The following is a 13,879-nucleotide window of genomic DNA, read 5'->3' on the forward strand; positions in this document are numbered from 1 at the left end:
AGGCGCTGCGCGCCGCTTCCGGACATTGGCTCGCCGCCCGGAACCGGACATTCCTAGCTGGGCGGATTACGGGCATCTCCCGCCCCACAGCCGACGATCAGCCGAAGCACGGGCGCGGACCCACTCGGTCTTGCACCGATGAGCAAATGTATCAAACACGCCAATGAGGTGCCGTTCAATGCGAATGACGATGGTCTGCAGCCTGAGTTTCCTGGTTCTCGCGCCGTGCGCGGCGTTCTCACAGTCGGTTCCGGTCAATGTCGACAACTTCAAGCGAGCCGAGACCGATTTCTATATGGCCAAAACGGCCGATGACGGCGGCCTCGGCAAGTTCGTCCATAGCAGGACACCGACGCCGATCGACAAGCAGCCTGTGGTCCGGATGAACCGGGATACGCTCTATTCCCAGGCGCTCTTCGACCTCGACGCCGGCCCGGTGACCATCACCCTTCCCGATGCCGGCAAGCGCTTCATCTCGATGCAGATCATCAACGAAGACCATTACACGCCGATGGTGGTCTACGAGCCCGGCCGCACGACGCTCACCAAGGACACGGTCGGCACCCGTTACGTGTTCGCTGCGGTCCGTATCCTTGTCGATCCCAACGACACCAAGGACCTCGCGCAGGTTCACGCTCTGCAAGATGCGCTGAAGGTGGAGCAGAAGTCGGTTGGTAAGTTCGAGGCCCCGAATTGGGATCTGGCTCAACAGAAGAAGATCCGTGAGGCGCTCGAAGCGCTGTCCGCGGCATCCGGCAGCTTCACCAACGCTTTCGGCCCGAAGGGAAAGGTCGATCCGGTCAAGCACCTGATAGGCACGGCAGCCGGCTGGGGCGGCAACCCCGACAAGGACGCATCCTATCCCTCAGTGACCCCGGCCAAAAACGACGGCAAAACGGTTTACAAGCTCAGGGTCAAGGAGGTCCCCGTCGATGCGTTCTGGTCGATCAGCGTCTATAACGACAAGGGCTTCTTCCAGAAGAACGATTACGACGCCTATTCGGTCAACAGCCTCACCGGAAAGAAGAGCGCTGATGGCGCGATCGACATCCAGTTCGGCGGCTGCGACGGGAAAATCGCGAATTGCCTGCCGATTACGCAGGGGTGGAATTACACATTTCGTCTCTACCGTCCTCGAGCCGTGATCCTGAACGGCGAGTGGAAGATGCCGGAGGCGCAACCTGCATCGTAGAAGGCATCAGCCTCGTCCGTTTGCTCCGGCAAACAGCGATAACTTACCACCCAAGCTTGCCGTTGGCCGAATGGTGGAACCGAACGGCGGTCGCTCGCCGTTCCGGCGTCGTTACAGGTCCAACCGCCGGGTATGTTACCCGAGACGTCCTCAAAAATCCTATCCAAGAAGTGGCTTGCTAAGTGAACGAGACTGCTGCTCCGGCCCCAGCGAAAGTGGCGGCGGGAGATCCGTCCCTGCGCGCCGCCCCTGATCTGGTCGAATTTCTCGCGTCCCACGGCGGACCTTTCTTCGATCTGCAAGAGCAACTGGGATTGCTTCGGCGGAACGCGCTTCATGTAGGATCTCGAGCGGCCTTGTTCGTGGCCTTGGCTTGGGGCGTTCCTTTTCTGCTTGGTCTACCACGCAGTCTCTCCTTGGAGCGCGGCCAAGGAGCCTATCTCGCCGATCTCGGAGTATGGGCGAAGTTTTTCATCGGGATCGGTGCTTTCATTCTGGCTGAGCAACAGGTGGAAAAGGGCTTGAAAGCAAAGCTGTCCCAGTTGGTGCGCGCGCCAATCGTCGCTCCGACGTCAATTCCGGTCGCCGCAGCTATTGTGTCGTCGGCACTTCGCCAGCGCGACTCTCGGGGAGCGGAGTTCATTTGCCTAGCCTTGGCGGTTTTCGCTTCGATCCTTTCCTATCTGAATCTTCACACAGTAGGAGCATCATCATGGGCGGTTGAGCATTTGCTTGAAGGCAATAGAATTACGCTTGCCGGTTGGTGGTCGATCTGCTTCAGCCTTCCATTGTTCGTCTTCCTCTTTCTGCGGGGTGTGTGGCGGCACTTTTTGTGGGCTCGCATGCTCCGAAAGTTCGCCAAGCTTGAGCTCCGCTTGGTTGCAACCCATCCCGACGGCAACGGCGGATTGGCGTTCCTGGGTCAATATCCGAACGCCTATGCCATTTTCGTCTTTGGAATGAGCTGCGCCGTAGCCGCAGCAGTCGCAAAGTACAGCTTCCATGAAGACCTATCCGCGACGACGTTAAGTATGGTCATGAGCGGCTGGCTCTCGATCGTCATCAGTCTCTTCGCCTATCCGCTATCCGCCTTCACCCCTCCGCTTCATCAATTGAAGGAGCAAGGGTTGTCGTTGCTGGGTGCTCAGGCAACACAATTTTATCGATCTGCCGAGCGGAAGGCTATCGGCCGGAATGTCTTTTCGGATCCTATGCCCGAGCCAGACACGGAACTGTCGGATCCGGGCAAGCACTACGAGGCGATGAGCAAGCTTTCAACGATCCTCGTTAGCAGGACAGCCGTAGCCCCCGTCGCCGCAGCAGCTCTTATTCCCTTCGCAGTGGTGGGGGCGACGATGCTGCCATACAAAGAGGTCCTATCCATCTTAAAGAAATTGCTCCTGCTGTGATGCACATAGTTCACCACTGCCGCTCGCTTCGTTCATCGGGCGCGAAGAGATCGTGTCAATATCGTACGACAGGCGCGGTTGTTCTGTGGCGCGCGTGTCGGACCGTCGGGAATTGCGCTCCTGGAAAGTGACGATCCGGATAGCGTCAAAGCTCACTTCGCGGGTCGACACGGATAGATAGTTTTTTGGTGGACTGAAGTGATCAACGGGAACTCGTGGCATGCTCCAGCGTCGCCGCAGCCAATGTCTGCTTTCAGGATGTAACAAAGCTGATCTGCACGGCAGAGATGCGGCGCACAGCAGAGGATAGCTATTTGTGGGCTCATCGACAGTCTGTGGCACCTGCAACTCAACCGATGATCGGTTGAGCGCCATCCGGTTGTTCGCAGTCAGGGCAAACCTGCTCGGTCCTTGGGTAGGCGAACCCGCAAGATCGGCACGGCTTTTGGTCCGTCATATCCTCAAGAAAAGCACAGCGCTTGCATAGAGTCTTCGTGTGTTGCAGCGAAAGGTAAACTCTCATTTCGCCTATCCAGGCGAGCATGGCGTCCCGCATCCAGTCATCCTCGCGATTGAGAATCGTGTTTCGCCAAGTCCGATGTTTCTCTCGATTGATCGACTTTTTCTGATCAGCTGTTAGAGCAGCCTTTTTGGCTGGCACCGTGAACACGTGCGCACAATAGCGCCCCGTTGACTTGCTGTTACAAATCCAAGTCGCCGCCTGCTTCCGATACTGAATAGATAGGCTGGCACATTTTGGGCAGCAATCGCGCTCTTCTGGCTCAGCGGCGTCTCGGATCGCATACATTTGCTGCCGAATGCTCGAGTAGTCGATGGGCTCAATCTCTCTGCCCGCTAGGTTGCGCTTTGCCAGTTCTTTATGTGTGCTGATGCTAGGCAGTCGGACGGTATGCTGCACATAGAGTATTGCTTCCTCGCCTGCTCCGCAGGTTTCACAGGCGGATCGCAGCACCTGCTTTCGTGCAGCCTTCCAAGATTTCCAATGCCAAGGAGATCCCAGTCGACGGCGCGCCACAAAGATGGCTTGAGAAGCTTCATGGCCGGTGATCGACCGCGCCCTGAGCTTCGCTTCGATAGTTTCATATTCTAGGGGCAGTGGGATCAAAATATGCTGGCTTCTCAAGAAGGCGGTGATTGTCATTTTCTGCCACCTTTGCAGCTGAATTGCGATCCTTTCTGTTCGGCAGCCCCCCTGCTACGGCCCAAGCGTCCGTGGCAGCTTTTGGCAAACAGCTATGACGCTTTGAACGACCGGAGTGCGGCGCGAAGCTGCCTTTGAGGGTTGCTTATTGAAGTTCCACTGCTGGCACGTGTCCGAAGTACCGCTTTGGTCAGCGTATAGGCGGCAAGCGGACGTTCATTGTAAACTCTCGATGTCGAACTTTGACCCAAAGCGGTCCTTCTGAGAGACGAAGTACGGCCTTTCTCGTGATGTTACTCATCCGTGATGGATCAGGTCAGACGCGCCCGCATGACAGACGGAATTTGAAATTTCTTCACCTTTCATATCGGGTTCGCCTTCAATTTTCCCCGCCAGTGGGATGCCAGATCCCTCAGATCCGAGTCACGCGTGTAGGATGATGGTTCATCCTCAAGCCTTTCCAGAACCTCGAAGCTGAATTGCGACTCGCCATGGCGACGCCAAGCCTCAAGCAACTCCTTTCTGGGATGCGTGCCCTGTCGGAGCGTGAACCATAGGCGGGTCTGGATGGTCTCAATGTTGGGCCAGTGCCCGACCCAGGTCTCACCGGAAGCCGCGCAGCGAACCGCATAGACCCCACCGACGACCTTGCGTTCCTTGTAGGCTGCCACTGCCGCCTTGCGCGCCTCGCCCTTCATCCCTCCACCCCTTTCAATACGTTGCGAGACGATTGCGTTTCGCCTCGTGGTCCCGGAAGGACGCTCGTCATGAATATTACACGGGTAATATTGACGCAGGGATTTTATCCGGATAATAAACGACGCGAAACCTGTGGTGCTGAACGTGTCCGACCTCATCTCCAAACCTTGCACGACCTTCGACGGTCATCGACTGCTCCTCTCGGGCCCGCTTGTCGACGTGGCTCTCGCGGTCAAAGCGGCCACCGACAACGGCTCATCGCACGCGATCCTCGTTTTCGACGATGCGACCGGCCGCATCGTCGATCTGGATCTGCGTGGGTCAGAGGCCGACATCATCGAAAGATTGTCTCAGCCTTCCCGGTCGTCTGCCGGGCGCTACCGCACCGGTGCGGATGAGGCATCCGAACCTGCGAGAGACGAGACCTCCGAACCAAGAGGCCGGGGGCGACCGAAATTGGGCGTTGTTGCGCGCGAGGTGACATTGCTGCCGCGGCACTGGGAATGGCTGGCCGCTCAGCCGGGTGGCGCATCGGCCGTCCTGAGACGGCTAGTGGACGACGCCCGGCGCAGCGGGGCGACGCGACAACAAAGACGTGCCGCCCAGGATGCCGCCTATCAGTTCATGCTGGCGATCGCGGGCGATCTGCCCGGCTATGAGGAGGCGACGCGCGCGCTCTTCGCGGATGATCGCCCCAGGCTGGAGCAATGGATCGCGGATTGGCCGCAAGACATCCGGTCGCACGTCCTGCGCCTGGCCTTTGGCCCGCGGGCTCATCCAACCTCAACCCGGACGGAATAGCACCATGACTGTCGTGAAAGCCAATGGGATCGATCTGGCCTATGAAAGTTTGGGCGACGGGGCCGACGAAGCGATCCTGCTGATCGCCGGGTTGGGTACGCAGATGATCCGGTGGACGGTTCCGTTCTGCGAGGCGCTGGCGGCGCGGGGCTATCGCGTGATCCGGTTCGACAACCGGGACACCGGGCGCTCAACCCATTTCCACCAGTGCCCTCCGCCGGATTTCGGTGCGCTGGCGGCAGCACTCATGGCCGGACAGCGGCCCGAGGTTTCCTATACGCTCCACGACATGGCCGCGGATGCCATCGGATTGCTCGACGCCCTCGCCATTGCTCGGGCGCATGCCGTGGGGCGGTCGATGGGCGGGATGATCGCCCAGATCATGGCGAGCGAGCATCCCGGGCGGGTGCTGTCCCTGACCTCGATCATGTCGAGCACGGGCAATCCCATGCTGCCGCAGGCGGCACCGGACGTCATGGCGATGATGACGTGCCCGGCGCCGGATCCCGTCTCGGACGAAGCGGGCTTCCTCGCGCACAGGCTTGCCTTCGCACGCCGCATCGCCGGCAGCGGCCATGCGTTCGACGAGGAGGCCCATCGCCTCCTCATCCTGGAGGAGACCCGGCGCGCCTATTATCCCGGCGGCTCCGGACGGCAGATCGCCGCGATGGCCGTGACCGGTGATCGTCGCCCGCGTCTGGCGACCATCACCGCACCGACGCTCGTTATTCATGGGACTGATGATCCGCTCATCCTTCCGGCTTGTGGCCAGGACACCGCAGCTTCGATCCCGAACGCGGACCTCATGCTGATCGAGCGAATGGGGCATGACTTGTCGCCTGCGCTGGATCGGACGATTATCGAGGCCATTGACCGGACAGCGAGGCGGTCATCAAGGCGCTGAAGCGACACTCCAAGCACTCAAAGGTTCAATCCCCGCTGCTCCCAACCGCCACGACACCGCTTACGTTTTGCGTCGCGGTGCCGCAAACCTTGCGACGCTCGCGGGCGAAGGACTGCAAATGGCACATCTCGGAAGTACGGCGTTGTTCAGCTCACGGGCGGGAAGCAGACGTTAAATGCGATCTTTAGAGATCAAACTTTGACCCAAACCGAACATGCAGACGGCTGCTGGTCGGAACGCAAGCCACGGCTTGGTTCTGGCTAATGTAGCAACTCGATGGCTGCCACACTGGCAGCCATCTCTCAGCGAACAGGTTGCCGCCAGCGTTTCCTACCTGACGAGTTCGATCTCGCCGGGCTTCCAGGTCTTGTTGAACCATGGCTCCAGCGGACCGTAGAGGCGAAGGAGCGTGAACCAGCCCTTGCCCGGAATCGTCTGCACCCAGTTGTTTTCCATTCCTGCCGGGGCCTTGGGTCCGAAGTAGACATCCACCGAACCATCCGCATTGGTCTTGACGCCCTTGCTCTGGCTACTGACGCTTGGGGCTTGCTGGTCGGTTTGCACCATCGAGCGGGTCTGGTTGTCGTAGACGATGACCGACCAGAAATCCTTGACCGGGATATTTGGCGGCAGGCGCAGCTTGTAAGTCTTGCCGCCATCCAAGGGATCGCCCTTTGAATCCTGAACCGACCAGGGATATTGCGAGCCCAAGCCCACCATCTTCTCCTCCATCGCCGGCGTCACGGCAATTGCAAAGTAGTAAAAGAAGACGGCACCGTCCAAGTTGCTAACACCGGGCGCTGTCTCGAACTTGTAGCCGCCCAAAAACGGCAGACGCCACGCACTGTCCGGATAGAAATACGCGTCCTTCGCGCGAACCTTGAAGGCGATGGTCCGCGCCGTAACGGCGCCGATGTTGGCGGCGTCGGTGAGAATCTTCTTCATCCGCTCATCGGGATTGAAGGGCTGGCCTTTGACGATGCCGATCGACGCGAACAGGCCCAAGGTCGTGGGATCGGAACCCTCCGCCGGCTCTTCCTGGATGACTTGGTTCAACAGGCTCCAGAACGTGTAGTCGCCCGGTGCGACGAAGTTCGAAGGAATTCCAGAGGCATTGGTGAATTTCGTCGGCGGCGGGTTTGCGGCCTCGGCCAAGGGATAGATCCGCAGATTCTTCTTGACCGAATCGACCGCAGGTTGGGTTGAGCCGTCTACAAGGAAAGCGCGAAAGACGAGGTAGCTGCCGAAGGTGCTCGGCCGCAAAACATGATATCCGGCTGGTATGTCGCCCTTGAATCCAGGCGGCAACAGGAGGTACTTGCCGCCCTCGCCCTTGTCGGCCCCGGTCATGCCGATGTCGCCCACCCACTTGTACCAGAAGTCGTCGACCGTCCCGAGCACCTTGGGCGGAATCTCGGCCACCACCGGTCCCTTGCTCGTGTCGACCCACATGAAGTTGTAGATCGTGTTGTCGTTGCCAGTCAGCGCGACGGTCTTGGAATCCATCAGACTTTCCCAGATCACGTTGGTCTGGTTATCTGGTCCGAACTTGCGTAGCGATTCGCGCATGCCGGCCTGATTGACGATGGGAATCGCCAGCAGATAAGCCTGTAGCGCGCGCGAGCGATCCAGGTTGTCGTAAATTTTGTCAACGGTATCGGCCGACGGATAGCCGTAATTGAGATTCAGCGTTCGGCGGAAGCGGTGCCCAAGCCCATCAGCACCACCGCGGCGGTGACGCAAAGCAGTCTCGTCATACGTATCATTGTTCACTCCTCATCGACGTCCGACGCCACACACGGCGGCTTGGTCGAGGTATTCATGATCGGGGAATGCTTATTGCGCCACGGCGATACCGGGCGGCTGCCACGTCCCTTCGCCCGCCGGCAGGATTGAAGGCGCTTCGGTCTTCGGCCAGTACAGGCGCATCACGAGATAGATTGTGTCATTGGGTGCCGGAAGCCAATTTGCTTCCTTATCCGCGCCTGGGCTGTCTTTTTGAATGTACAGCGTCAGCGAGCCGTCTGCGTTCTTTTTCATGCCGGGCACCATCGGCGAGTTGATGAGGTAGCGGTTGATTGGGTTTTTGACCAGGAGCTGGCTCTTGCCGTCATACATCGTTACCGACCAGAAAGAATTCACCGGCGGGAGTTGCCCGGCGGGAAAGGTGATCGTGTACTTGTGCTTGCTTCCGTCGAGCGGCTCACCCGTCGCGTCCGTGCGGGTGAAGGGGTACATGGCTTCCACGGCATCGTTGCCATAGAGACCGGCCTTGGCAGCCCCGGCCCGCAGTAACCAATCGCCGTTGTAGAACGCCTCGTCGCCAAGAAGCGAGCTGACGTTCCAGCCGTTGATGGGTTTGTTTCCGCTGGCCAGCCATTTGTCGATTTTGTCGTCACCCTGCTTCATGCCGATCAGCATTTCGGCTTTGTGTTCGAGCGATAGATCCTTGAACACGAAGGTCTTGCCGGGGCCGATGCCAATCTTCGCAAGTTTCGTGCGAATCGCCTTGTCCCTTGGCGTCTCGGGGACGTATTGCAGAGCGGCGTCGAGATACTGGAAAAAGTTGTCCTTGATCCCCGCGGTGGTGGCAGGAAGGAACTCGATCTTGGGCGCGGCGGGCGGAGCCGGACGTTTAAGAAAGCCAGAGAGCGGCTGCGCCTTGTAACCGGCCTGAATCTTCTCGACGTTTGGCATGTCGCCGGGGTCGAAGAGTTGCGTACGGATAATCGCGAGCGGGAAGGGTGTCGTCGATCGGAAGACCTTCTCGATCCCGCTGGGTGTTTCACCTTTCCAATCGGGCCCGACCACCAGATACTCACCCGCCTCGCTCCCTGTGGCGCGCGTGCCGATGTAGCCAAAATTGTAGGTGTTGCCGTCGATGAGTTGGACCGAGTAGTAGCGGTCCTTTTCGATCGCCGGCACCGAGATGACCATCGGTTCAGCGCGCAAATCCATCCAGACGAACGAGTAAGGGGTGTCGCTGTTCGGCGTGATGATTGCGGTATCCGCCGGGGTGGCGACGTGGTGCATGCTGTTGATTTCGTTGAAGGGCGCTTTGAATTGCCCCGAGTTCTTGTCCACGGCAAATTCTTGCATGACCGCATAATTCATCACGAGCGGTAAGCCGTAGATGAAGCCTTCTTCGGCGATGTCCTTGGCCTCCAACAGGTTAGGCCATTCGGCTTTGTTCTGCGCAATTGCCGGCGTGGACTTCGCCGTCGCGACGGCGAGCGCGGTTATCGCCGCAGAGCGAAGCAGGTCGCGTTTCGTCAGCATCGGAGCACTTTCTTTTGGTCAATTTGTGGTCAGGCGCGGGTGGCAGCCGACGCACGCAGCCATCGCCATCACCAAGTTTGCAATGCAACAGTGCCCACTAACCAGTGGGTGGCTGCGGTAGCACTGGCGGCTATTTCGCCAGTACGATTCCTTGCTCCTTGCGCATTTTGTCAAAGACCAGGCCCATCGCCTTGATGACTTTTACCGTTGGATTGGCCTTGCAATAGACAATCGTCTCGTGCTCGGCTTCGCGCGAACGGCTTATGTCGATGTAGTGCTTCTTCGCCAGGCCGTTGTACCAGCCGCTGTACCAGGTTGTCAGCAGGTCCGCATCTTCCTGAAACGTTCCGGCGAGTTGGGCGCAGGTTAAGGCTTGGACGTCGATAAATCCTTTGGCATCGGCATAGGTCTTCAACTCCACCTGGGCATTGGCGCCAGATCCGATGCATGCTGCGAGGGCAATCGTGGCAAGAAAAAGCGTACGCATGTTGGTTTCCTTTTGGTTTGTATCAGATGGACTTCTGACGATTTCAGCAACGGCTCGTGACGCCAAGCACAGGCCCCGTGCTGGACTATGTCGAATTCGTAGCGCTTCCGGCCGTTATCATGGGCGCAGCGCCTACCGGCTGACGCAACCGGCGCGGTACATTCCGCGGGCGCAAACCACCCGTGGCGTGACGACTCTCCGGACAGCGACGGGGCGTGGCGCGACAACGGCGCCGCGCGGGCCGGCGCAGCCGGCGCGATAGACGCCGCGGGCGCACACCGCGGCACCCGCATCCGTCGCGCTCAGAGCGAAGGTCCCTCCGAGAAGGGTCACGGCGATCAGGAACAGCTTCATGAAATTCTCCTTTTGTTGTGTCGCGCCAGGCGACGCCAAGGTGAGCCAGCCTCACGGCTAGTGCATCTGCGATCGCACTCAGGGGGTGACATGAAGATCATCTTCCAGTGTTCCTCATGTCGACCACAGTGGCCGAGAGGAGAACGCGAGTACCGAGAGTTTGCTGTGGAGCGGCTTCATGATGTCCTCCCTGACATGTCGATGGCACTATTGGCGCGGGCAGGCCCCTGAGACCTATTTGGGAAAAAGCAAGGTCACGCCGGCGCGCAGCCCAAGTCCTTTGGGTCCGGATTCCGGCGACATGGCATAGTAACGAGCGCCTACGAACAGGCTGATCGGCTGCGTCCCGACCTTGATCAGCTTCGCCACGACGGCGTTGATGGGGACAGTGAGCTTGTCGTTCGCCCAGTCGTAGGTCGACTCGGTGTTGAGCGTGAAGGTCCACGCATCGGCAGTCGTGTAGGAGACGAAGGGCTGCAAAAAGGTAGCGTTGACGGGACCGGCGCCGCTGCGCGTCGCGGCACCGACGGACCAGACGTGGTTGGCCAAAGCGCCGATAGTCCATCCGCCGGTTTGCTTGAGAACGACGAGGGTCGGTCCCATGCCCCATCGATTGCCGCCGAGCAGGTCGTCCGTCGCGGTCGGAAGACGCACGACAGGACCAAGGCCCCAGATGATCCCGCTGGGACCTGGTGTCGAAGGGGAGAAAAAGAAGCTCTGCGTCGTGTCGCCCAAGCCGAATTGCCGGCCTGTTCCGGGCGCGATATCCCACTGGGAGATGATGGGAAGAATCGTCCGCGAGATGACGTTCCATTCCGGATTGATGGCAAACGGAATGACCGGCTGGATATTCAGCGTCGCGCGCCCACCGTCGTCACCGGGGCCGATCCTGCCGTCGTAGTTGAACTGAAACGGCACGCTGATCAGGGCAGCCACGGGATTGCTGAGTTTCTTCGCGAGGTCTTCTTCCTGCGCCACCGCGTAGCCAGCAAAAGCTGGGAAAGAGACGAACCCTGCCGCAATGGCGCGCCTATAGGAATGCATAGAAACCCCCAGACTGCATGCCTTCGCTGTCATCATGCCGAAAGCCTTTGAGCCTGCCGGCGGGTTAAATCCATTGTCATCGCAATCCCCTTGAAAGCTCGCATTACGCAATTTCGCGCAGTCGAATCGTCGACCTCCGTCGCAACGCGGAGGCCTTCCAAATTCCGCTGCGGAAACTAGCAATCGAGAGGTCCTGGCGCCTGTAGCATCCTGTAATTTACGTGGTGGGATAGCAGCTCAATGCTCCAGGCGAGCCGCCAGAAGGCTTTCAGCAGCCGTCTGAACCGGGACAGGAAAACCCGCCTTGCGGGCGCCCTCGGCGAAATGGGCGACATCCTCCGGCCGGTAATTCCGCTTCGCCATCTCTTCGTCCCAGTGCTCGAAGATCGTCGGCCGCATCCGCAGGAACTCGTCGCGGGCCTCGGCGGCTTCCTGCGACTTGCCGATCTGCGCGTAGATCACGGCGGCGACGAAGTGATAGGGCGGGAACTTCTTCAGCGCCGCCTGCCTGATCAGGCTTTCGGCGCGAGCATAGTCGCGCTGCATGTAGGCGTACACCGCCAGCGTCCCGCTGTAGTAGCCGGAATGGCCTGGGTTGCGCGCGAGCGCCTGCTCCAGCAGCTCGGCGCCGCGCTGCCAGGCTCCCGCCTGGCCCAGACGGGTCCCGAACTCGCCGAGCAGCTCGGTGTCGTTCGGGTTCAGCGCCACCGCCCGTTCGCCGACCTCCAGCGCCTCGGTGGGCTGCTGGGCGAAGAACAGCGCCACCATCAGGGCCTGGAGGGACCGCACATTCGCCGGATCGAGGCGAACCGCCCGGCGGGCGGCATCGAGCGAGCGCTGGATCGGGGTGCTGGACCCCGCCCTCGGATTGAATCCGAACCGGTCCTCGTCGAGATACAGGTGGGACAGCATCGCCCAGGCGGTCGCATGGGCCGGATGGAGCGCCACGGCCTGTTCTAGGCAGCTCCGGATCGCGGCATGGCTCTCCTCCGACAGGGTGGCGCGGTAAGCGTAAAACCCCAGCGCGCACGCTGGGGCTTCGAGGTCGTCCGGCCAGCGTGCGCCGTTACGGATCTGGTCAGCCCGGTGAATGATGCCGTAGGGCTGCGCCACGGCGGTGGCGACCTTCCGCGCTATATCATCCTGGATCGTGATAAGGTCGCGGACCAGCAGGTCGGCATCAAAGGTATGAGACCACAGGACGGTACCTGTCCTGGCATCGAGCAGGCGGCCTGTCACGCGCAGGCGGTTCTCTGCGGCTCGGACGCTTCCCTCAAGCACGTATCGAACGCCGAGATCACGACGGATGCGGGCGGCATCCGCACCCGCCGGAATGCCCCGCGACGTCTCTCGCCCGAGAACGGTGATCTCCCTGAAGCGGGCGAGCTGGCTGAGGATCTCCTCGGTCAGGCCGTCGGCGTAGACCCTGGTCTCCGGGCGTTCTCCCAGGTCCGCAAAGGGAATCACGACGAGGGTCGGTCCCCCAAGAGGCAACGGCGCCGATGCTTGGGCGTCTGGGGGCTGACCGACGCGCAACGTGCCCCACAGCACGAGCCCGACAAGGCAGGCGATTGCGACCGCCACGCCGAGCCAAGGTCCCCACTGCCGCGATGGCGGTGCCACGACAGGTCCTCCGGTCGGCGGTGCCGCAGGGGACAAAGCATCCACCGCAGAGGCGTGAGCGCCCACCGCATGCGTTCGTAAGGCGAAGTGCGGGACGTATGCCCCCTTCGGAATGGTGATGACCACCGGGTCGGACAGGCCGCCCGACAGATAGTAGCGCTCCAAGGCCCGACGCAACCGGCCGGCCTCGATACGCACGACCGGATCGGTCTGGGCGTCGAAGCTCGGATCGCGGTCGAACACCTCGGTGCCGATGGCATAGGCCTTGATGCGGTCGGCGCGGCCGGCGAGTGTCTCCTCGACGACGTAGCGCAAGAACTTGCGAGCCCGCGCCGGAACGTCGAGATCGGGGCTGGCGATGAGGCGGTCGAGTTGGGCACGCACATCATCCGCAGCAGGCGCAATTGCGGCCCGCTGCGAGGCACTGCTGTTGCTGCCGCCATCCATGGGCTGGTCCCTATGTGCGACGCGCGCGACGCACGTCCTACCGTAACCTACAGTAATCTACTCCCCATGCGTCGCGCCAGAGGCGAAGCTCTTCGTCGTGGGCCGGCGCACCTGCGCTGCCCGACATCGGCAACGGGGAGGTTGCGCCATGCATCACGCGGTTCAGGCCGCCATCGCTCGCTTTCCGGATCGGGGGCACGCCATCGCGGAACTAGCCAGGACGGACGACAGCTTCCTGTCTCTCTGCGAGGATCTCGCCGAGGCCGAGGCGGTCCTCGCACGGTGGGAGCGCTCGTCCTCGTCCGTGAACGAGGCGAGTTGCACCGAGTACCGGGAGCTGGTGATGGATCTCGCGGCCGAATTGGCGACCGAGCTGGATCGGCATTCGCAACAATAGCCTGGAACTGGAGGAGAGTCTGGTCCTGGCACATTTCCGAAGTACGATCCTCGTCGGCTTCGGCTTACTGTCGATAAGCAG

13 protein-coding genes are annotated in these 13,879 nt (G+C 60.5%); 5 read left to right on the forward strand and 8 right to left on the reverse strand.

Annotated elements, in window-relative coordinates; translation table 11 throughout:
- Nucleotides 1-184 precede the first annotated feature (184 nt).
- Both FEZ63_RS08075 and FEZ63_RS08080 read left to right on the forward strand, forming a co-directional pair.
- Entirely contained in the window at nt 185-1,192 is a 1,008-nt protein-coding gene (locus tag FEZ63_RS08075; protein ID WP_244622741.1) for a DUF1254 domain-containing protein, read from the forward strand.
- A 182-nt stretch (nt 1,193-1,374) separates the two neighbouring features.
- Nucleotides 1,375-2,601, forward strand: a complete 1,227-nt coding sequence (locus FEZ63_RS08080) for a hypothetical protein (protein ID WP_244622707.1) — start codon at nt 1,375-1,377, stop codon at nt 2,599-2,601.
- A gap of 349 nt (nt 2,602-2,950) precedes the next feature.
- Here the strand turns inward: FEZ63_RS08080 and FEZ63_RS08085 are convergent, their stop codons facing one another.
- Together FEZ63_RS08085 and FEZ63_RS08090 are read right to left on the reverse strand one after the other, a co-directional pair.
- The gene (locus tag FEZ63_RS08085) at nt 2,951-3,763 is read right to left on the reverse strand and encodes a hypothetical protein (RefSeq protein WP_150943156.1); all 813 of its coding nucleotides are present in this window, start codon (nt 3,761-3,763) and stop codon (nt 2,951-2,953) included.
- A 362-nt stretch (nt 3,764-4,125) separates the two neighbouring features.
- Nucleotides 4,126-4,461, reverse strand: a complete 336-nt coding sequence (locus FEZ63_RS08090) for a GIY-YIG nuclease family protein (protein WP_150943158.1) — start codon at nt 4,459-4,461, stop codon at nt 4,126-4,128.
- A gap of 145 nt (nt 4,462-4,606) precedes the next feature.
- Between FEZ63_RS08090 and FEZ63_RS08095 the strand changes: the two genes are divergently transcribed.
- Nucleotides 4,607-5,263, forward strand: a complete 657-nt coding sequence (locus FEZ63_RS08095; protein ID WP_150943160.1) for a DUF2239 family protein — start codon at nt 4,607-4,609, stop codon at nt 5,261-5,263.
- 4 nt (nt 5,264-5,267) lie between these two features.
- The gene (locus tag FEZ63_RS08100) at nt 5,268-6,167 is read left to right on the forward strand and encodes an alpha/beta fold hydrolase (protein WP_150943162.1); all 900 of its coding nucleotides are present in this window, start codon (nt 5,268-5,270) and stop codon (nt 6,165-6,167) included.
- A gap of 330 nt (nt 6,168-6,497) precedes the next feature.
- On the opposite strand, the gene FEZ63_RS08105 is transcribed toward FEZ63_RS08100, so the two are convergent.
- The 6 genes from FEZ63_RS08105 to FEZ63_RS08135 form a co-directional block, all read right to left on the reverse strand.
- Nucleotides 6,498-7,940, reverse strand: coding sequence for a DUF1254 domain-containing protein (locus FEZ63_RS08105; protein WP_338042201.1), 1,443 nt, complete (start codon nt 7,938-7,940; stop codon nt 6,498-6,500).
- 63 nt (nt 7,941-8,003) lie between these two features.
- Nucleotides 8,004-9,446: a DUF1254 domain-containing protein gene (locus FEZ63_RS08110; protein ID WP_150943165.1), complete on the reverse strand. Its 1,443-nt coding sequence runs from the start codon at nt 9,444-9,446 to the stop codon at nt 8,004-8,006.
- A gap of 130 nt (nt 9,447-9,576) precedes the next feature.
- On the reverse strand, nt 9,577-9,933 hold the full coding sequence (locus tag FEZ63_RS08115) for an HdeA/HdeB family chaperone (RefSeq protein WP_150943167.1): 357 nt from the start codon (nt 9,931-9,933) through the stop codon (nt 9,577-9,579).
- Between the two features lie 132 nt (nt 9,934-10,065).
- Nucleotides 10,066-10,287 (reverse strand): hypothetical protein, encoded by a 222-nt coding sequence (locus FEZ63_RS08120; protein ID WP_150943169.1) that lies wholly within the window; start codon nt 10,285-10,287, stop codon nt 10,066-10,068.
- A 234-nt stretch (nt 10,288-10,521) separates the two neighbouring features.
- On the reverse strand, nt 10,522-11,331 hold the full coding sequence (locus FEZ63_RS08125) for a transporter (RefSeq protein ID WP_150943171.1): 810 nt from the start codon (nt 11,329-11,331) through the stop codon (nt 10,522-10,524).
- A gap of 237 nt (nt 11,332-11,568) precedes the next feature.
- The gene (locus FEZ63_RS08135) at nt 11,569-13,401 is read right to left on the reverse strand and encodes an adenylate cyclase (RefSeq protein ID WP_150943174.1); all 1,833 of its coding nucleotides are present in this window, start codon (nt 13,399-13,401) and stop codon (nt 11,569-11,571) included.
- Nucleotides 13,402-13,549: 148 nt separating this feature from the next.
- Here FEZ63_RS08135 and FEZ63_RS08140 point away from each other — a divergent pair, with 148 nt between their 5' ends.
- On the forward strand, nt 13,550-13,798 hold the full coding sequence (locus FEZ63_RS08140; protein ID WP_150943176.1) for a hypothetical protein: 249 nt from the start codon (nt 13,550-13,552) through the stop codon (nt 13,796-13,798).
- Nucleotides 13,799-13,879 lie beyond the last annotated feature (81 nt).

The organism is Microvirga brassicacearum, assembly GCF_008757455.1.
GTDB lineage: Bacteria > Pseudomonadota > Alphaproteobacteria > Rhizobiales > Beijerinckiaceae > Microvirga > Microvirga brassicacearum.

What these genes read in the sequence shown, in the direction of transcription:
- FEZ63_RS08085 (WP_150943156.1), bottom strand. Translation starts at nt 3,763, where the DNA reads ATGACAATCACCGCCTTCTTGAGAAGCCAGCATATTTTGATCCCACTG.
- FEZ63_RS08125 (WP_150943171.1), bottom strand. Translation starts at nt 11,331, where the DNA reads ATGCATTCCTATAGGCGCGCCATTGCGGCAGGGTTCGTCTCTTTCCCA.
- FEZ63_RS08110 (WP_150943165.1), bottom strand. Translation starts at nt 9,446, where the DNA reads ATGCTGACGAAACGCGACCTGCTTCGCTCTGCGGCGATAACCGCGCTC.
- FEZ63_RS08090 (WP_150943158.1), bottom strand. Translation starts at nt 4,461, where the DNA reads ATGAAGGGCGAGGCGCGCAAGGCGGCAGTGGCAGCCTACAAGGAACGC.
- FEZ63_RS08115 (WP_150943167.1), bottom strand. Translation starts at nt 9,933, where the DNA reads ATGCGTACGCTTTTTCTTGCCACGATTGCCCTCGCAGCATGCATCGGA.
- FEZ63_RS08120 (WP_150943169.1), bottom strand. Translation starts at nt 10,287, where the DNA reads ATGAAGCTGTTCCTGATCGCCGTGACCCTTCTCGGAGGGACCTTCGCT.
- FEZ63_RS08140 (WP_150943176.1), top strand. Translation starts at nt 13,550, where the DNA reads ATGCATCACGCGGTTCAGGCCGCCATCGCTCGCTTTCCGGATCGGGGG.
- FEZ63_RS08075 (WP_244622741.1), top strand. Translation starts at nt 185, where the DNA reads ATGACGATGGTCTGCAGCCTGAGTTTCCTGGTTCTCGCGCCGTGCGCG.
- FEZ63_RS08100 (WP_150943162.1), top strand. Translation starts at nt 5,268, where the DNA reads ATGACTGTCGTGAAAGCCAATGGGATCGATCTGGCCTATGAAAGTTTG.
- FEZ63_RS08135 (WP_150943174.1), bottom strand. Translation starts at nt 13,401, where the DNA reads ATGGATGGCGGCAGCAACAGCAGTGCCTCGCAGCGGGCCGCAATTGCG.